Origin of the sequence: Agrobacterium sp. El2ro-1b, from assembly GCF_048298475.1 — a bacterium.
GTDB classification, from domain to species: domain Bacteria; phylum Pseudomonadota; class Alphaproteobacteria; order Rhizobiales; family Rhizobiaceae; genus Agrobacterium; species Agrobacterium fabrum.
In genome coordinates this window covers 1,365,488-1,384,483 of sequence record NZ_CP103458.1, presented here as the reverse complement: position 1 = coordinate 1,384,483, position 18,996 = coordinate 1,365,488, and the positions used below count along the sequence as shown (strand labels likewise).

At 58.9% G+C, this 18,996-nt stretch carries 15 protein-coding genes and 1 tRNA gene; 10 read left to right on the top strand and 6 right to left on the bottom strand.

Features of this window, described 5'->3' with window-relative positions; genetic code table 11:
* Positions 1–39: 39 nt before the first annotated feature.
* The 4 genes from NYR50_RS06780 to NYR50_RS06765 form a co-directional block, all read right to left on the bottom strand.
* Positions 40–3,858, bottom strand: coding sequence for a vitamin B12-dependent ribonucleotide reductase (locus tag NYR50_RS06780; RefSeq protein WP_418137173.1), 3,819 nt, complete (start codon positions 3,856–3,858; stop codon positions 40–42).
* Positions 3,859–4,523: 665 nt separating this feature from the next.
* Positions 4,524–5,021 (bottom strand): xanthine phosphoribosyltransferase, encoded by a 498-nt coding sequence (gene gpt, locus NYR50_RS06775; RefSeq protein WP_418137172.1) that lies wholly within the window; start codon positions 5,019–5,021, stop codon positions 4,524–4,526.
* A 282-nt stretch (positions 5,022–5,303) separates the two neighbouring features.
* Complete coding sequence (locus tag NYR50_RS06770; protein WP_080808530.1) at positions 5,304–6,149, bottom strand: universal stress protein; 846 nt, start codon at positions 6,147–6,149, stop codon at positions 5,304–5,306.
* 101 nt (positions 6,150–6,250) lie between these two features.
* A complete protein-coding gene (locus tag NYR50_RS06765; protein ID WP_174009115.1) occupies positions 6,251–7,042 on the bottom strand; it encodes a competence/damage-inducible protein A in 792 nt (263 codons plus the stop codon).
* A 276-nt stretch (positions 7,043–7,318) separates the two neighbouring features.
* Here NYR50_RS06765 and wrbA point away from each other — a divergent pair, with 276 nt between their 5' ends.
* Complete coding sequence (gene wrbA, locus NYR50_RS06760; protein ID WP_418137171.1) at positions 7,319–7,918, top strand: NAD(P)H:quinone oxidoreductase type IV; 600 nt, start codon at positions 7,319–7,321, stop codon at positions 7,916–7,918.
* A 508-nt stretch (positions 7,919–8,426) separates the two neighbouring features.
* On the opposite strand, the gene NYR50_RS06755 is transcribed toward wrbA, so the two are convergent.
* Positions 8,427–8,672, bottom strand: a complete 246-nt coding sequence (locus NYR50_RS06755) for a DUF982 domain-containing protein (protein ID WP_174008642.1) — start codon at positions 8,670–8,672, stop codon at positions 8,427–8,429.
* A gap of 94 nt (positions 8,673–8,766) precedes the next feature.
* Complete coding sequence (locus NYR50_RS06750; protein WP_010971825.1) at positions 8,767–9,072, bottom strand: hypothetical protein; 306 nt, start codon at positions 9,070–9,072, stop codon at positions 8,767–8,769.
* A 757-nt stretch (positions 9,073–9,829) separates the two neighbouring features.
* Here NYR50_RS06750 and NYR50_RS06745 point away from each other — a divergent pair.
* From NYR50_RS06745 to exoR, 9 genes are all read left to right on the top strand, one after another.
* On the top strand, positions 9,830–9,982 hold the full coding sequence (locus NYR50_RS06745) for a DUF3309 family protein (protein ID WP_080824959.1): 153 nt from the start codon (positions 9,830–9,832) through the stop codon (positions 9,980–9,982).
* Between the two features lie 240 nt (positions 9,983–10,222).
* A tRNA-Cys gene (locus tag NYR50_RS06740) sits at positions 10,223–10,296 on the top strand.
* 74 nt (positions 10,297–10,370) lie between these two features.
* Entirely contained in the window at positions 10,371–10,580 is a 210-nt protein-coding gene (locus NYR50_RS06735; RefSeq protein ID WP_162991794.1) for a hypothetical protein, read from the top strand.
* Between the two features lie 185 nt (positions 10,581–10,765).
* A complete protein-coding gene (locus NYR50_RS06730; protein WP_006314372.1) occupies positions 10,766–11,437 on the top strand; it encodes a protein-L-isoaspartate O-methyltransferase family protein in 672 nt (223 codons plus the stop codon).
* 391 nt (positions 11,438–11,828) lie between these two features.
* Positions 11,829–12,830, top strand: a complete 1,002-nt coding sequence (popZ, locus tag NYR50_RS06725) for a cell division protein PopZ (protein WP_418137170.1) — start codon at positions 11,829–11,831, stop codon at positions 12,828–12,830.
* Positions 12,831–13,048: 218 nt separating this feature from the next.
* A complete protein-coding gene (locus NYR50_RS06720; protein ID WP_418137169.1) occupies positions 13,049–15,892 on the top strand; it encodes a valine--tRNA ligase in 2,844 nt (947 codons plus the stop codon).
* 452 nt (positions 15,893–16,344) lie between these two features.
* On the top strand, positions 16,345–17,628 hold the full coding sequence (locus tag NYR50_RS06715) for an outer membrane protein transport protein (RefSeq protein WP_418137168.1): 1,284 nt from the start codon (positions 16,345–16,347) through the stop codon (positions 17,626–17,628).
* A 268-nt stretch (positions 17,629–17,896) separates the two neighbouring features.
* Positions 17,897–18,205 carry a hypothetical protein gene (locus NYR50_RS06710; protein WP_230057775.1) on the top strand — a complete coding sequence of 103 codons (309 nt, stop codon included), beginning with the start codon at positions 17,897–17,899 and terminating at the stop codon, positions 18,203–18,205.
* A complete protein-coding gene (gene exoR / locus NYR50_RS06705; RefSeq protein ID WP_006314377.1) occupies positions 18,192–18,986 on the top strand; it encodes an exopolysaccharide production regulator ExoR in 795 nt (264 codons plus the stop codon). The genes NYR50_RS06710 and exoR overlap by 14 nt, the downstream gene beginning before the upstream one ends.
* The last annotated feature ends 10 nt before the right edge of the window (positions 18,987–18,996 follow it).

Below are 18,996 nucleotides of genomic sequence, written 5' to 3'. Positions count from 1 at the left end.
GTCTCTCATCTGGAATGATTCCGAGAGGTTGCATTTTTATCAAGAGCAACCGCTCGTCGCACCGCAAGTATCGCACTTCTCGCAAGTGCCGTTGCGCACCATCGTGAAGTTCTGGCATTCCGAGCACATGTTGCCGGTATACCCTTGAGCGATCGAGCGCATGCGGCGTTCGTTTTCCTTCTTCTTGGCTTCCGCCTTGGCCGATGCCGCGTCGGCGGCGGCTTTGTCGGAGAAGAGGGCGGTGGCGGTCTGCTGGGCTTCCTGAACCACCTCGTCGATCACTTCTTCTGCGATCTCTACCGCCAGTTCCTTGGCACGCTCTTCATAATCGCGCTTGAAGGAGACGATTTCCGATGTGGAGATCGCGACTGTCGGTTCCAGCTTGCGGGCGGCGGAGCCGGCAAAGGAGGTGACGTTGGCGGAGCCGCGGGCAGGGGCTGCCGTTGCCGAACCCTTGGGCTCGGAAGCGGCGCGGTCACCTTCGTTGCTGGAAACCAGCGTCGGCTTGTAACCGCGTGTCCAGCCGGTGGAGAGCAGGTTGGTCTTGCCTTCCTGGATACCCTTGCCGAGCGCCGTGTTGGAGAAGTCGGACGTATCGACATGGGCGAGATCATGGCGGCCGAGATAGGAGACGGCGAGTTCGCGGAACACGTAGTCGAGGATCGAGGTTGCGTTTTTGATCGCGTCGTTGCCCTGCACCATGCCGGCCGGTTCGAACTTGGTGAAGGTGAAGGCCTCCACATATTCTTCCAGCGGCACGCCATATTGCAGGCCGAGCGAAATGGCGATGGCGAAGTTGTTCATCATCGCACGGAAGGCGGCGCCTTCCTTGTGCATGTCGATGAAGATTTCGCCGATGCGGCCATCACCGAATTCGCCGGTGCGCAGATAGACCTTGTGACCGCCGACGGTTGCCTTCTGGGTGTAACCCTGACGGCGGTTCGGCAGCTTTTCACGCTCGCGCGATACACGCTCGATGACGCGTTCGACGATCTTCTCGGTGATCGTCACGGCCTGCTGGGCGAGCGGCTGCTGAATCAGTTCCTCGACGAAGTCTTCGTCGTCCTCATCTTCCACCAGCGAGGCGTTGAGCGGCTGGGAAAGCTTGGAACCATCGCGGTAAAGGGCGTTGGCCTTCAGCGCCAGCTTCCAGGAGAGCATGTAGGCGGCGCCGCAATCTTCCACTGTTGCATCGTTAGGCATGTTGATCGTCTTGGAGATCGCGCCTGATATGAAGGGCTGTGCCGCCGCCATCATGCGGATATGCGATTCGACCGAGAGGTAACGCTTGCCGATCTTGCCGCAGGGGTTGGCGCAATCGAACACCGGCAGATGCTCGTTCTTGAGGAACGGTGCGCCTTCCAGCGTCATCGCGCCGCAGACGTGCACGTTGGCAGCTTCAATGTCCTTCTTGCTGAAGCCCAGATGCTCCAGCAGGTTGAAGCTCATGTCGGAAAGCTGCTCGTCGGAAACTTTCAGCGTGCCCTTGAGGAAGTCAGCGCCGAGCGTCCACTGGTTGAAGACGAACTTGATGTCGAAGGCGCTTTTCAGCGCGCCATTGACGGCTTCGATCTTCTCATCGGTGAAGCCCTTGGCGCGCAGCGTCGAGGCGTTGACGGCAGGCGCCTGGTTGAGATTGCCGTGGCCAACGGCATAGGCCTCGATTTCGGCGATCTGGCTTTCGGAATAACCGAGTGAACGTAGCGATTCCGGCACGGCGCGGTTGATGATCTTGAAGTAACCGCCACCGGCGAGCTTCTTGAACTTCACCAGCGCGAAGTCGGGCTCGATACCGGTTGTGTCGCAATCCATCACGAGGCCGATCGTGCCTGTTGGCGCGATAACGGTGGTCTGGGCGTTGCGGTAGCCGTGCTTTTCGCCAAGTTCCAGCGCCTTGTCCCAGGCGGCTGTCGCATGGGCAATGAGGTCCTGATCCGCGCAATCGGCATGGATGAGCGCGACCGGGTTGACCGACAGCCCCTCATAACCATCCGACAGGCCATGGGCGGCGCGGCGGTGGTTGCGGATGACGCGCAGCATGCTGTCGCGGTTCGGCGCAAAGCCCGGGAAGGGGCCAAGCTCGCCGGCCATTTCAGCCGAGGTGGCGTAGGAAACGCCGGTCATGATGGCGGTCAGGGCACCTGCAATAGCGCGGCCTTCGTCGCTGTCATAGGGAATGCCAGACGACATCAAGAGGCCGCCGATATTGGCGTAACCGAGGCCGAGCGTGCGGTATTCGTAGGAACGTTCGGCAATCTGGCGCGACGGGAACTGCGCCATCATGACCGAGACTTCGAGAACGACGGTCCACAGGCGAACGGCATGTTCGTAATCGGCGATGTCGATGCGCTTTGTCTTGGCATCCTTGAACTGCAGCAGGTTCAGTGAGGCAAGGTTGCAGGCCGTGTCGTCGAGGAACATATATTCCGAGCACGGGTTCGACGCGCGGATGGAGCCGGCGGCCGGCGAGGTGTGCCAGTCGTTCATCGTCGTGTTGAAGTGCAGGCCCGGATCGGCCGATGCCCAGGCGGCGTGGGAAATCTTTTCCCAGAGATCGCGGGCCTTCAGCGTCTTCATGACCTTGCCGTCCTTGCGGGCGGTGAGGTTCCAGTCGCCGTCGTTCTCGACAGCGCGCAGGAAGTCATCCTTCAGCGAGACGGAGTTGTTGGAGTTCTGGCCTGAAACCGTGAGGTAGGCTTCCGAATCCCAGTCCGTGTCGTAGGTCTTGAACTGGATGTCCTTGTAACCCTGCTGCGCGAATTGGATGACGCGCTTGACGTAGTTTTCCGGCACCATGTCCTTCTTGGCAGCGCGGATTTCGCGCTTCAGGGCAGGGTTCTTGGCCGGGTCGAAACAATCGCCATTGTCAGCCTCGCAATTGACGCAGGCCTTCATGATGGCCTTGAGGTGCTTGGCGACGATCTTGGAGCCGGTGACGAGAGCGGCAACCTTCTGCTCCTCGTTCACCTTCCAGTCGATATAGGCTTCGATATCGGGATGGTCGGCATCAACGACGACCATCTTGGCCGCACGGCGGGTCGTGCCGCCGGACTTGATGGCGCCGGCTGCGCGGTCACCGATCTTGAGGAAGCTCATCAGGCCGGAGGACTTGCCGCCGCCGGAGAGCTTTTCGCCTTCGCCGCGGAGATAGGAGAAGTTGGAGCCGGTGCCGGAGCCATATTTGAACAGGCGCGCTTCACGCACCCACAGGTCCATGATGCCGCCTTCGTTGACCAGATCGTCTTCCACGGACTGGATGAAGCAGGCATGCGGCTGCGGGTGTTCGTAAGAGGATTTGGACTTGGTCAGCTTGCCGGTGAAGGGGTCGACATAGAAGTGGCCCTGGCCCGGGCCATCGATGCCATAGGCCCAGTGCAGGCCGGTGTTGAACCATTGCGGGCTGTTCGGCGCAACGCGCTGGGTCGCCAGCATATAGGCAAGCTCATCCTTGAAGGCGGACGCATCTTCTTCGGTTGAGAAATATTTGCCCTTCCAGCCCCAATAGGCCCATGTGCCGGCCAGACGGTCGAAAACCTGGCGCGCATCGGTTTCGGAGCCATAACGTTCACCCTCGGGCAGGTCTTTCAAGGCCTTTTCATCGGCAACCGAACGCCACAGGAAGGAAGGAACGTCGTTTTCCTCAACCTTCTTCAGCAGCTTCGGCACACCGGCCTTGCGGAAGTATTTCTGCGCCAGAACGTCAGTCGCAACCTGGCTGAACTGCGCGGGAACGTCGATATCCGCCAGACGGAACACGATTGAACCATCCGGGTTCTTGATTTCACTGACGGCCTTGCGGAATTCGATTTCCGCATAAGACGATTGGCCGGGCTTCGTGAAGCGGCGTTCGATGCGCATGGTTTCGTGTCCTCGTCTATTGGGCGCCCGGCAAAGGGCGCAAAAATCCGTTCCAGCCGTGCGAACTGTGCGCGCAGCCGGTTGTTGCCGATCTGTAAGGGATGTTCATCCTTGGATGCGATCCCTGTATCTCGTGTTTAAGATGGCTGCAAGCCTACTATATATAGTGTTAACACATTCTTGCTGCCAGTCCCCGCTTTATGTTTCCGGCGGCTCCATAGGCACAGAAAAGCCACCGGCGAACCGCCCCCTCATGGTCGGGACGCCGCTCTGGATCTGCGCGCTGAATATGGAGAAGAACCGGCCTCGTTACTTTCCGGTCCGTTGCCGCCGCAACATAAGTGTCACTTTCCTCTCGTGACATAGATTCGTCAAGACATAGATTGGAACGCATTTTTAACCACAAGATATTGTGTGGAGTGCCTGTGGAAAACGGGGATAGGAAAAGCAATTAGAAAAATCAGTGACTTGGCGGGAAAATTTGAAGCTTGCGTGAGGCTGGTTTCCGCAACGGAAAGGCAAAACCCCGCATTTCCGGGGTGAGGCATAATGGCGACACTGCGGTTTTTCCGTGTTTTCCGCAGCTTTCAAAAAAGACGTTTCCCCACAAAAAACCGCCCTCGACGGGGCGGCTTTTAAGAGCGGATAGCAGCGGAGACAGGCAATCAGCCGCGCGATCCCTTGGCGATCGGCTCCTGATAGGTAAAGCCCATGTCCCAGGGAAAATAAATCCAGGTGTCCTGGCTGACCTCGGTGACAAAAGTGTCAATCGTCGGCACGCCCTTCGGCTTGGCGTAAACACAGGCGAAATGTGCGCGCGGCAGCATCTCGCGCACTTCCAGCGCGGTTTTGCCAGTATCGGTCAGGTCGTCAACGACAAGCACGCCTTCGCCGGCATCGGTCATCAGTTCCGGGGCCACGCCCTTCAAAAGAACCGTGTCGCCCTGGTTGACATAGTCGTGACGCGTGGCGATGCAGACCGTGTCGATCATGCGGATGTTCAGTTCGCGGGAAATGATCGCCGCCGGAACGAGGCCGCCGCGGGTAATACAGACGATCGCCCGGAACTCTTTGTCGAGGCCGGCAAGACGCCAGGCAAGCGCACGGGCATCACGGTGGAACTGGTCCCAGGAGACGGGAAAGGCTTTATCGGGAAGGGACATGTCGTCTACCATCTGGTCAAAATTGTCGATGGCTTTGGCTAATAGCCGCAAGACCGGCAAAAAGGCAAGCGTTCCGCGTAAGGGCAGGGGGAGAGATTGCCGCTTGTTTCTTCTCCCCGCCGGGGAGAAGGTGGCCCGAAGGGTCGGATGAGGGGGCAACGGTAGAGATATGCGGAGAGCTTGCCCCCTCATCCCGCTGCCGCGGACTTCTCCCCGGCGGGGAGAAGAAACAAGCGGCAATCGCCCGGTCCAGGTGGGATGCCGAGGGCGCTATGCGCGTTTTCAACGCGACAGCAACGTCATAGCCGTCATGGAATCGAGCAGCGTGCGCGTCACGCCGCCGAACAGCAGTTCCCACCAGCGGGAGTGGCCATAGGCACCCATGACCAGAAGGTCGATGCTGTTGTCGGACAGGCGGTTCTCGATGGCGGCCTGCGGCGAAAGCCCGGCGATCTTTTCCTGCGAGGTGACCGTGACATTCACGCCGTGGCGGGCAAGCGTGGCGGCGAGTTCCGCGCCGGCAAGGCCCGCAGACTGCGTTTCGCTTTCGGACTGGTCGACGGAGAAAATCTCGACGCTGTCGGCCGCCTTCAGGAAGGGCAGGGCGTCGAAGGTGGCGCGGGTCGCCTCGCGGGAGCCATTCCAGGCGATCAGGACGCGCTTGATCGGTTTGGCGACGGTCAACACATGCGGCACGAGAAGAACGGGGCGGCCGCTTTCATAAAGAAAACCGTCAATATCCGAGCGACTGTCGGACAATGCCGATGAGCTGCTCTGGCGCGCGACGACGAGATCGGCGCAGCGGGCGCTGTCAATGGCGGAGGCGGAAGCGTAACCGACCGAGGTGACGAAACTGCGCCATTCATGCGAGATGCCGTTGGCCGAAAGCGTGCGCTCGAAGAGCGTGCCGACATCGGTGGTTTCCTTGTGCGCCACGTCCTGCAGCGCCTGCACGGTGGCGGGATCGGGAATTTCCATCGGCGCGACGAGCGGAACGGCGGCGAGCGTTTCCATATGCAGGCCGATCACATGCGAGGAAAACTGGTCGGCAAGGCTCACCACGAATTCGCCGAGCTTCTGCGTGTTCGAAACATTGTCGACCACTGCCAGTATCGTTTTGTAACCCATTTCTCTCTCCTCGGTGACATCTGGTTGCTGTGCGGAGAATGGCCGTTTTTGTCGATGGCCACCTTGATTTTGGTCAACTCCGTGCCTTTGAAACTTCTGTCTCAGGCGGTTGCATCGCCCTTGCTTGCGGCCAGCTGCTTCTCCTGGCCGATCGCTTCGATCATGGCCGCCACCGCCTCGGCTGCCGCCTTCAGCACGCCGGCGTCGCGGGCGCGCACAACGATTTCGGTTGAAAAACGCTGCCCGTCATATTTCGGATAGGAGCCGATGCTGGTTTCGGGATGCGCCTTCTGGATGGCCGTCAGCGGCGTGCCGATATCGCCTTCGCCGTAGGGCGAGCGCACCGCCTGCGACATGACCTTCGCGCCGGTGCGCAGGGTCGGCATGACATTGTCGAGCATGGCCTGAAAAACCTGCGGCACGCCGGCCATGACATAGACATTGCCGATGACGAAGCCGGGAGCGACGGAAACGGGGTTGGCGATATGGGCGGCACCTTTCGGCATACGCGCCATGCGCTTCCTCGCCTCGGTGAATTCCATCTCGCGGGCTCGATACATGTCGCCCAGGAGGCGTAGCGCCTCGGCATCGTGTTCGCAGGGCAGGCCGAATGCCGCAGAGACCGCATCCGCGGTGATATCGTCGTGCGTCGGACCGATGCCGCCCGAGGTAAAGACATAATCATAACGGCTGCGTAGCGCGTTCAGCGCCTCGACGATCGATTCTTCCTCGTCGGCGACGATGCGCACTTCCTTGAGGTCGATCCCCGACATGGTGAGCACATCGGCGAGGTGCCCGATATTCTTGTCCTTGGTGCGGCCGGACAGCAGTTCGTCGCCGATGGCGAGCATGGCGGCAGTCACGACGGAGGAGGTGGAGGAGGGATTGGACATGGGTGCACTCGTCATCTGTTTCGTCAGACGTTAGCCCTGCGCCCGGGGAATGCAAAGCGGTTTTGGCAAAATGTCTTTTTGTAAATGGTTGACGTTCCGGTTTTCCGTTCACTCATGGTGAACAGTGCGTATGCAATCCCCGGCTGGCGGTATCGGGGTCTGTCAGATACGTTGCCTTCAAATTGAGTTGACGGGTCAACACCGATGATCATCGAGTTTTTGTAGAAGCTTCTGGCCGGTACGCCGGAAACAGTTCCAGCAAAGGAAACGAAGAGAATGACGAAGGTTCTGGTACTTTATTACTCCTCTTACGGCCATATCGAGACAATGGCCTATGCGGTTGCCGAAGGCGTGAAGTCCACCGGCGCGGAAGCCGTGGTCAAGCGCGTTCCCGAACTGGTTCCGGAAGAGGTCGCCAAGTCCTCGCACTTCAAGATGGATCAGCCGGCACCGGTGGCGACGGTGGACGAACTGGCCGAATACGATGCCATCATCGTCGGCGCCGGCACACGTTTCGGCACGGTCGCTTCGCAGATGCGCAATTTCTGGGACCAGACCGGCGGCCTGTGGTTCAGCGGCAAGCTGGTGGGCAAGGTCGGTTCGGCCTTTACCTCGTCCGCCACGCAGCACGGCGGTCAGGAATCGACCATTCTCGGTTTCATTCCCACCTTCCTGCATCACGGCATGGCCGTTGTTGGTCTGCCCTATGCCTTTCAGGGACAGATGGGTGTCGATGAAATCAAGGGCGGCTCGCCCTATGGCGCTTCCACCATCACCGATGGTGACGGCTCGCGCCAGCCTTCCGCAATCGAGCTGGAAGCCGCGCGTTATCAAGGCGCACATGTCGCCAAGCTGGCCGCCAAGCTTTCCGCTTGAGCCAGATTTGATTGAAAAAGAAATGCGGCCCAAAAGGCCGTATTTTCTTCTCGCCGGCATTTGAGACGCCGGACCTGTGGAACTTATGGTTTTTTGAGGCTGGTCAGATCGGCGGATTGACCATGAAAAAGCAGCTTGCGATCACGAAGCCGAGCATCGAAATTTCGAGAAAACCGTTCAATCCGTCACGCATTTCAATCCTCCTCATGGTGAGCGAAAAGAGAACGAAGAGAGTTTATCGCGGTTCCATAACAGAAACGTAAAATTCGGAAAATTCTAGCGCGTGCCTCTCAGTTCTCGGACCAAGGGGATATTGGTGCTTTAGCCGTTAACGACGAAGGCGACTACCAGATGGCCAACAAGCCCGATGGCGAGGCAGGAGAGGAGGAAAATGAACAGGGCTTTTTTCATGTTTGCGGACGCTTCCATCTGTTTTTACCCTTCGAACCCGTTGTCTTGACGTTTTCGCGCCGCAGGGCGCATTTCCCGGACAAATGATCCGATGTCATCAGGCCTTGATGTCGAGACCGGCCTCGATGGCGGCGGCGATGAAGGCCTTGCGCGCATCCTCCGGTTTTTTCCTGCCGGCGTCGACGGCGGCGCAGACCAGCAGGGCCTTGTCCAGCGCATCGCCGTCTTCTATCGGCCAATCCTCGATCAGGGCCCAGGATGCCGCCTGCGTGGTCTCGATGCTTGTGTAGTCGCCCGGCGTTTCAAACGCGATCAGGACGGGTTTTTGCCAGCGCGTGTTCATCGCCTATCCATATTGGTTGTTGCGCCCGGCTCTAAACCAAGCGGCCAGGATGCGCAATCCAGCTCCCGGCCCGTTTCTCGCCGTTGCGGTGCGGTCAGTCGTCGCGCCCGAACAGCCATTCGCGAATGATGCGCCGGTCGATGAGTTCCAGCGAACGGTCAGGCGCGATGCGATAGGTCTCTACCGCCCTGGTACTGCCATCGATGCGGAAATCATGGGTGAAGGTGCTGCCGATCGGCGATTTCGTCAGCTTGGTGCGCGGCTGGCCCCTGTAGATGATACTGCCGGGGATGGGTTCGACATAGGGCGCAGGTCCGGAATAGGTACCCGGCCCGGCGGTCGTGCATCCAGAAAGTGCCAGTGAAAGCGTGATAGCGGCCGATGATAGGAGCGTTTTCATCCTGTCCTCCGAAGTGCGTCTATAAAAACGATATGGAGGCGCTGCGGTTCCCGGCGGGCAAGAATATCGGGCATAATGCGTCCCGGCTATTTGCCTTTCGGATTCTGAATGTCGCGCGCGACCCAGCGGAAGAAAGCGTAGACCAGGAGGCCGAAGATGAAAAGCGGGATGAGGTTCGCAAAACCGGACATATGATTCTCGTTTCTTCCTCCCGGTCCGGGGTCTAGCCGGAGTGAAACCGGCAAGGCAAGGGGAGCGCATGGCACCACCGGTAAAATATCCGTGTGACTGCCCAGAGGATTTAGGAGGGGCCAGAGGATTTAGGAGGTGCCAGAGGATTTGGGAGGGGCGGGAGAGATCCGGCGCACTGCCAGTAATGCCAGATCTCTCCGTCTCCCGCCGGTTTCAGGGTACGGGGGACTTTTTTTACTATGACGGACAACGGCCAATCGACATAGGCCGAGAAATCACCTCGAATAATTCGCTGCCATGGCCCGGTAAGCCGGCAGCCGGGTGCCTGCACCGAAATCCGGGAAGACCACGACACCCGACAGCGAATATTCTTATCCGGCAAATTATATCATGCGGCGGGCGGCGGGAGTTTGATCCGCCATACCATGTGCGATGATCGCTTAACCCTTTGAAACGGCTGGAATGCATTGCGCAGGACAGGCCGCGGCGAGGGGAGTGCAAGGGAACTTTTCTCAGGTTGCATCATTAAAGCAGACAGACACATGCCAACAGTGGAGGGTTACACATGCTCGGCACCATCCTCGTCATCCTGCTCATCCTGTTCCTGATCGGCGCGCTGCCGAGCTGGGGGTATCATAATTACGGTTATGGCCCGTCGGGCGGCCTCGGACTGGTTCTGGTCATCGTCTTGATCCTGGTGCTGATCGGGCGAATCTGATCGATCACCCCAAGGGAATACGTCATGCCCGCATTGCCGCAAACGCGCGCTATGCGGGCATTGTTTCTTCTGAAATATGAGGAAGATACAAAAAACAACGTAATCTTAAGCGCTTAGGGGATGGGCTCATCCGTTACGCTCTTACGGTTCGAAAAAACACCACATTCAGAACGAAGCCTCTTGCGCCCAAAATGGATTCGTTCTAAATGCCCGCCATCGCTTGAATAAAAGAGCGTGTGAGGCCTCGTGGCGGAGTGGTGACGCAGAGGACTGCAAATCCTTGTACCCCGGTTCAATTCCGGGCGAGGCCTCCAAATTTCTCTCACCATCGGCATTATATAATATCTGCGCTCGTAGATGATGCGGACGCGCGCCGTTTTCGGCCAGAATGCAGGAGGAGAGCGTGGATCAGGATCAGCGGGACGACGCGGGCAACAAGAAGCGAAGGCTGTGGCCATGGCTGCTTCTCGGTGTCGTTACTATTCTGGCGATCTATGCCTATGTGACGACGATCGAGATGATCGAGGATATGGCACGGCTGTGGAGCGATCTCGTTCAGCTTTTCTGGTGGATCATGCCGGATATTCCCGCCTCCTGACGACGTATTTTCCTGGCAATCGCGAGAAATTTGCATCACCCTCCAGTGCTTTTTGGGAGCGCAGCCAATGAGCGCGCTTGAAAGCGCGGCTTCTGGCAATTATGAGATTGTTTTAACGGTCGGCTGCATCTTCCGACTTCGGGCTGGTTTCCAGCCCCTATCCTTGAAATTGAGGCGATAAGGACATGATGGATTTCGAAACCGCACGCGCCAATATGGTCGACAGCCAGTTGCGCACGACCGACGTGACGTCGCATTCCGTGCTGAAGGCGTTTTTGAGCGTGCCGCGCGAGGCATTCGTGCCGGCGGGTGTGCGGCAGATTGCCTATGCGGATGAGGATCTGCAGATCTGTCCGGCGCTTGACGGTCGCCCGGCCCGTTATGTCATGAAGGCATCGCCGCTGGCCAAGCTTTTGCAGCTCGCTGCCGTCTCCAAGGACGATGTGGTGCTGGAAGTCGGTGGTGGCTCCGGTTATGCGGCTGCCATCCTGTCCCAGCTTGCAGGTTCGGTGGTCTCGCTTGAAAGCGACGAAGCGCTGGCCGCACAGGCGACCGAGACGCTCGCTTCGCTCGGTTATGACAATGTCGCTGTCGTGACCGGCGATCTCGCCAAGGGTTATGCGGGTGAAGCGCCCTATGATCTGATTTTCATCAATGGTTCGGTCGAGGAAGTGCCGGCGGCGCTGACCGACCAGTTGCGCGACGGCGGACGTCTTGTCGTCGTTGTCGGATATGGCAATGCCGCCAAGGCCACGGTCTATCGCCGTGATGGCAACAGCACGTCTGCTGCGAGCTTTTTCAACGCCTCGGTCAAGCCTGTACCGGGTTTTGCCAAGGCGGCCGAGTTCGTTTTCTGATCCCTACGCGATCGTTTTTTTTGAGGGCCGGGGTGGATTTTTCACCTCGGCTTTTTTGTGGCCGGTGTCTTGGTAAAATGCGTGATCACCGGCGGTTTTCACAAAGCTGTGCATCACCGCGAAACTTGTCGAATCAGTGATTTAGTTCCTAACTGTGCTGCCCTAGACTAGGTGTGATTCGGGGTGTGCGTATTTCTGCCCCGCATGACCCTGCAACAGGGACGGCAAAAACGCCCGGCGGTTTTGACCGAACTGTTTCAGAGCATCGGCACGGCGATCTGCTTTGGTTGTCATGGGCGCGATGTATAGATTGAACAGGTGTAAAGCGCCGTGTCCGGTATCCCAAAGGGGATGCGGCAAGCGTGCTTAAGAGTAGAAACCGGGGATTGATATGGCTCAGCCAAGTGTCGCGCGTGAACCGTCCATGGAAGAGATTCTGGCGTCGATACGCCGGATCATCGAAAGCAACGAGCCTGGACCTGCCGGTGCGTTTTCCGGGCAGTTGCCGCCGGTCTATGACGATGAGGACGAGGCTTCCGGCGAAGCTGCGTTCGCCGCGGAGCCAGTGAGCCCGCCGGCGCGCGTTCCCCCCGCCGCAAACCAGGCCTATGCCGCGCGCCCGATGCCGGATTTTTCACCGGCATTTGACGCGCCGTTGGTTGAACGGCAGGAAAGCCAGGCCGAAAAGACCATGTCGCTTGCCGATGTCGCTGCCCGTGTGCGCGCCGCCGCAGACCGCAACGCCGCCATGGGGCCGCAGGCCTTCGCCGCACAGGCGCAACAGCGCGCGGCCGAGACCGCTGCACCGGCTTCCGCCGTATCGAATGTTTCGCAACCTTCGGCAGTGCCGTCGCCTGAACGCGCCGCGCCGCAGCGCCCGACGGATATTCGTCCGCTGATGGCCGCCGTGGCTGCCACAAGCGCGGTTGAGCAACCGGCATCCTTCGCCGCCGAGGATCGTGCCGCTGCTGCTGCCATCGAAAATGCGCCGTTGGCCGAGAGCCGTTTCGAGCAGCTTTCGCTGCGCGGTGCCATCGATACGACGGTGACGGCGGAACGGTTCGACATCGCGCTCGAACCTGTCGCTGAAAAGTCGATCTTCGATCTGCGGGAGCCGGAAGCGCCGGGTGAGACAGACGTGAAAGAAACTGCGCACATTGCGGACGGCCTGTCGCTCAATCTCCTTTCCGCCGCCGCCGGTGCGCAGATCGCCCGATCCTTCAGCGAGCTGGCGGAGGTTTTCGACGGCGTCGAACGGCGTTCGATCGAGGATATGGCTGCCGATATGCTGCGCCCGATGCTGCAGGACTGGCTGGAAGACAATCTTCCGACGCTGGTGGAGCGCCTCGTGCGTGAGGAAATCGAGCGTGTAGCGCGCGGCTCGCGCCGCTAAGGCCGGCCCGTCCGCAGGCTGTAATCGCTGCCGATGCGATGAAACAGGAGCCGCTCCGGCATGGGAGCGGCTTTTTTGTTGAAGATGAAGGTGTTATCGGGGCATAGTCATCCGTGGGTCCACGCAATGGTTGGCACCCGGGTTGGTTTCTGTTGACTCTCCCCCATCCATCCTTATTTAAAAAATCCACACAAGAACTCTAAAATTCAGGTCAGGAAATGCTCGAAAAGACCTACGATTCCGCATCCGTCGAACCGAAGATCGCCAAAGCCTGGGACGAGGCGAACGCTTTTCGTGCCGGCGCCAACGCCAAGCCGGGCGCGGAAACCTTCACCATCGTCATCCCGCCGCCGAATGTGACCGGCTCCCTGCATATGGGCCACGCGCTCAACAACACGTTGCAGGATATATTGGTCCGCTTCGAGCGCATGCGCGGCAAGGACGTGCTGTGGCAGCCGGGCATGGACCATGCCGGCATCGCCACGCAGATGGTCGTCGAGCGCAAGCTGATGGAGAACCAGCTGCCGGGCCGCCGTGAGATGGGCCGCGAGGCCTTCGTGGAGAAGGTCTGGGAATGGAAAGCCGAGTCCGGCGGCCTGATCTTCAACCAGCTGAAACGTCTCGGCGCCTCCTGCGACTGGTCGCGTGAGCGCTTCACCATGGATGAAGGTCTCTCCGAGGCCGTCCTCGAAGTCTTCGTCACGCTCTACAAGCAGAACCTGATCTACAAGGCCAAGCGCCTCGTCAACTGGGACCCGAAGCTGCAGACTGCGATTTCCGATATGGAAGTCGAACAGATCGAGGTCAAGGGCAACCTCTGGCACTTCCGCTATCCGCTGGAAAAGGGCGTGACCTATGAATACCCCGTCGCGTTTGACGCCGACGGCACGCCCACCGAATTCGAAACACGCGATTACATCGTCGTCGCCACCACGCGTCCGGAAACCATGCTCGGTGATACCGGCGTTGCGGTGAACCCGGAGGACGAGCGTTACAAGGGCATCGTCGGCAAGCACGTCATCCTGCCGATCGTCGGCCGCAAAATCCCGATCGTTGCCGATGATTATGCCGATCCGACGGCCGGTACGGGCGCGGTGAAGATCACGCCTGCGCATGACTTCAACGATTTCGAAGTCGGCAAGCGTTGCGGCCTGCGCGCGATCAACGTCATGAACATCGATGGTACGATCTTCATCAAGGACAACGAGGATTTCCTCGAGGGCCTCAGCCATCCCGCAGCCCTGCATGGCGCCTGGGATCGTCTGGAAGGGCAGGACCGCTTTACCGCCCGCAAGATCATCGTCGAAATCTTCGAGGAAGCCGGTCTGCTCGACAAGATCGAGCCGCACAAGCATGTGGTCCCGCATGGCGACCGCGGCGGCGTGCCGATCGAGCCGCGCCTGACCGACCAGTGGTGGGTGGACAACAAGACGCTCGCGCAGCCGGCAATCGCCTCGGTGCGCGAAGGCCGCACCAATTTCGTGCCGAAGAACTGGGAAAACACTTACTTCCAGTGGATGGAAAACATCCAGCCCTGGTGCATCTCACGGCAATTGTGGTGGGGACACCAGATTCCGGCATGGTACGGCCCGGACGGGCAGGTCTTCGTTGAAAAGACCGAGGAAGAGGCGCTGCAGGCGGCCATCCAGCACTATATCGCCCATGAAGGCCCGTGGAAGGCCTGGGTTGAAGAGAAGCTTGAGAACTTCGCGCCAGGCGAAATCCTGACGCGCGATGAAGACGTGCTCGACACCTGGTTCTCGTCGGCGCTCTGGCCTTTCTCGACACTCGGCTGGCCCGAGCAGACGCCGGAACTGGCGCGTTATTATCCGACCAATGTGCTGGTCACCGGCTTCGACATCATCCCGTTCTGGGTGGTGCGGATGATGCAGATGGGTCTGCATTTCATGAAGGACGATGCGGGCAATCCGGTCGAACCCTTCAGCACGGTCTACATCCATGCGCTGGTTCGCGACAAGAACGGCCAGAAGATGTCGAAGTCCAAGGGCAACGTGATCGATCCGCTGGAGCTGATCGACGAATATGGTGCGGATGCGCTGCGTTTCACGCTCGCCATCATGGCGGCGCAGGGGCGTGACGTGAAGCTCGATCCGGCGCGTATCGCCGGTTACCGCAACTTCGGCACCAAGCTCTGGAACGCCACGCGTTTTGCCGAGATGAACGGCGTTAAGCGCGATCCGCATTTCCTGGCCGAAACCGCGTCGCTGACCATCAATCGCTGGATTCTGACCGAGCTTGCCAATACGGCGCGCGACGTGACGGCGGCGCTTGAGAATTTCCGTTTCAACGATGCCTCCGGCATCCTCTATCGTTTCGTCTGGAACCAGTTCTGCGACTGGTATCTGGAACTGCTGAAGCCCGTCTTCAGCGGCGAAGATGAAGAGGCGAAGCGGGAATCCCAGGCCTGCGCGGCCTATGTTCTGGAGGAGATCTACAAGCTCCTGCATCCCTTCATGCCCTTCATGACCGAAGAGCTGTGGGCGCATACGGCCGGCGAGGGAGAAGAGCGGGATGATCTGCTTTGCCTCACCGACTGGCCGGAGCCGGAATTCCGCGACGATGCGGCGGCGGCCGAAATCAACTGGCTGATCGATCTCGTCTCCGGCATCCGCTCCGCGCGCGCCGAGATGAACGTGCCGCCGGGCGCCACCGCCTCGCTGGTCGTCGTTGGCGCCAACACCTCCACCGAAGCGCGGCTTGACCGCCACGCCGCCGCCATCCGGCGCTTAGCGCGTGCGGATGAAATTCGTGGCGGCGATGTTGCGCCGAAGGGTTCCGCGCAGATCATCGTTGGTGAGGCGACGGTCTGCCTGCCGCTCGGCAATCTCGTCGATCTTGCGGCCGAACAGGCCCGGCTCGAAAAGGCGATCGGCAAGGTGGATGCGGAAATGGAACGCATCGACAAGAAGCTGTCAAACGAGAAGTTCGTCGCCAATGCCGATCCGGAAGTCGTGGCTGCCGAGCGCGAGCGCAAGGCTGAGCTGGACGTTCAGCTGGCAAGTCTGAGAACGGCTCTCTCGAGGGTCAGCGAAGCCGGTTAATCCGCGCAATCATCCATGACCAGAATAAACGAAAGCGCTCCGTACCAACGGGGCGCTTTTGTGTTTTGTCAGTTCCGGAATGTTGCGCTGCAGCGTCGAATCGCTGTGGCTGCTCAGCAAGGGTATTTCAAGGACGAGACGGTGAAAATGACCGTGGAACGTCGAAAAAACCCAATAAAAACGGCCCGATAAGAGTGTTTTTTGGGAAACTTTTCACTGTGGTTATTTGGCGACAATTCCCGTCTGCCTTAGGCATTTGTTTCGTTTCGTGACGGGTCTGCCCATATGGATTAGAAAAATAACCTAAAATGACTATTTAAGGGCATCCGCATAGAATTCTTACGTAAAAAATGGAGAAGTGCCGCAGAACTGTGCCAGGGTGCGGCAGATTGTCATTTGCCGCGAAGCACTTCACTCTTTTGATGATCACATTGCCTTGATTGGGGAGAGAGATGGCAAAAACTGCAATTTTTCGCGGCGCGGTATGTTTCGCAGTCAGCATCGCGGCGGTAACGCCCTCACTGGCCGGCGGCCTTGAGCGTGGCGGTTACAATATCGACCTGCTGTTCGATCCGTCCGATTATGTTCTCGATAGTTCTGCAACCTTCGTCGCACCGCAGCGCAAGGTGGAGAATGCGCGGGACAATCCGGTTAAGAGCGGTGGTCCGCTGCCCGCATCCTGGTCTACCACCGCCGATGATTCCGAAAACTACTGGTCGACACGTGTTGGCGCGAAGGCCGCGATTGGCGATTTCGGTGACTGCATGTTCGATTACTCACAGCCATGGGGGGCGGACCTTAACCCCGGCATCTGGCAGGGATCGAGCTACAATATCGAGACAAAGGTCAAGTCGCACAATTACGCGACGACCTGCCGGGTGAAGTTCGATCTCGGCAAGGGTGATTTCTCGATCATCGGCGGTGGCTTCTATCAGGAAATCAGCGGTTATAAATACCGTCAGGTCGTTTCGCCGACAGCGCTCGGTCCGGCCTATCCGTCCGTTTATTCCGGCGTCGGCAAGCTGGATATGGAAGGCGACGGCTGGGGATGGCGTGCGGGTGTCGCCTATGAAATCCCGGAAATCGCTTTCCGCACCAGCCTTGTCTACAACAGTTCCGTCGATCACGATCTGAACGGAACGGTCGACCTCAGAAGCCTTCCGGCAGCCGGCAGCCCGGCCCTCGTCGCTTATGGCGGTAAAGTCACGCCGGTCTATGGCTCGGTTTCCATGCCTGATAGCCTCGAATTCAAGCTGCAGTCCGGTATCGCGCCGAACTGGCTTGCTTTCGGTTCGGTCAAGTGGACGGACTGGAGCCAGATTCAGGTCGTGCCCTTCTGCCAGGTCGGTGTTTCCTCCTGTATAGCGGGCGTAACTTCGCTCACCTCGCTCGATCTTTATTATCGTGACGGCTGGACGGTTACCGGCGGTATCGGCCACAAGTTCAATGACCAGTGGAGCGGTGCCGTCAGCCTGACCTGGGATCGTGGCACCTCGACGGTTATCGGCACACAGACCGATACCTGGATGATCGGTACCCAGGTCGTCTATTCGCCTACTCCGAATGTCGAGTTCAAGATTGCTGGTGCTGTCGGCCTGTTGACCTCAGGTGAATCCTCGATCGGCGGCGGACGCTGCAGCAACATCGGCACCGCGACGTGCGGCGATGAGGCTGGCTATAGCTTCGGCAGCGATGTCGTTGCGGCGATCTCCACGGGCGTGAAGGTCAAGTTCTGACCTCATCCTTTCGTTGATGCTAAAATAAAGGTCCGGTTTACCAACCGGGCCTTTTTTCATGCGCGACTATGATTCCTGCTCGATAAAAATTTCCAACCCGAAAGTTTTGTGACGATTTGGCAACACTTTTCTGCAAGCGTGTGGTCGCGTTGGAATGTGGGCATATTTGTCCATTTCCCGCCACAAACAGAGTGCTTGGCTTATGTTTAAGAGCGCGGGAATGGAAGAACATGCAGGCGTTTGATGTGGGCCTGCGGAGTTGCAGAAAGTGAAAACGGGTTTGGATTCAGCGTTTAAGCAAGTAATGCGGGAATATCGCCCGGCTTTCTTGTCTGGCGCTGGCCGGCAGATAACGGAATGCCGTTATGTTGCCGGAAATTATGCCTATATCTGTCTCACTGGAAAATTAGGGCAATCGCCGCATAAGACCACCGGTGGTGCGCTGAAAAGTGCTGCCGGAAAGACGCAGTGTGTTCGAAAAATCGCGACCCGGCGGGGTTCGGCTTTGCAGTATTCCGCAAGTATTGGCTATATGCCGGGAAGAGTGAGAGAAGTTCGCCGAAATGCTGAAATGTGAAGCCAACGTTTTAAAGCCGCTCCTCATGGGCATGTTGCTTGCGTCGCTCGCAATGCCGGTGCTGGCTTTTGACATTAATGCGGGCGTGACCAAGGAATCCGGCCCCTTCGACCTGTTCAAGTTTGGCTTCAAGGCCTACAAGAACGGCAACAAGGACGAAGCCGTCGAGGCCTATCGTTATGCGGCGGAAAAGGGCCATACCGGCTCGCGCTGGGCGCTTGCCAATATGTATGCCTATGGCGACGGCGTCGCCAAGAACGATCTGGAAGCTTTCAAGATCTACAGCGAAATCGCCAGCCAGGGTGTGGAACCGGGTTCGGAAGATACCGGCTTCTTCGTCAACGCCCTTCTTTCCCTTGCCGATTATTACCGTCACGGCATTCCCGGCAGCCCCGTGAAAATGGACCTTTCGCAGGCCCGCCAGCTTTATTTCCAGGTGGCTTCCACCTTTGGCGTGGCTGAAGCGCAGTTCCGGCTGGCGGAGATGATCCTCGCGGGCGAGGGTGGCCGCGCCGATGTGCAGCAGGCCAAGAAGTGGCTCAACCAGGCCCGCAAGCACGGCCATGCCGGCGCCATGTCGATTTTCGGCAACCTGATCTTCCAGGAAGGCCAGACGACGCAGGGGCTGGCCTTCATGACGGCGGCGCTCGACAAGTGCACGGTGGCCGACTGTACCTGGATCCAGAACCTTCAGGAGCAGGCGTTTTCTCTCGCCGGCGAAAACGATCGCCGCGCGGCCATCGCCATGGCGCAGAACATGCAGTTCAACGATCCGGATTGAGAATGGCAAT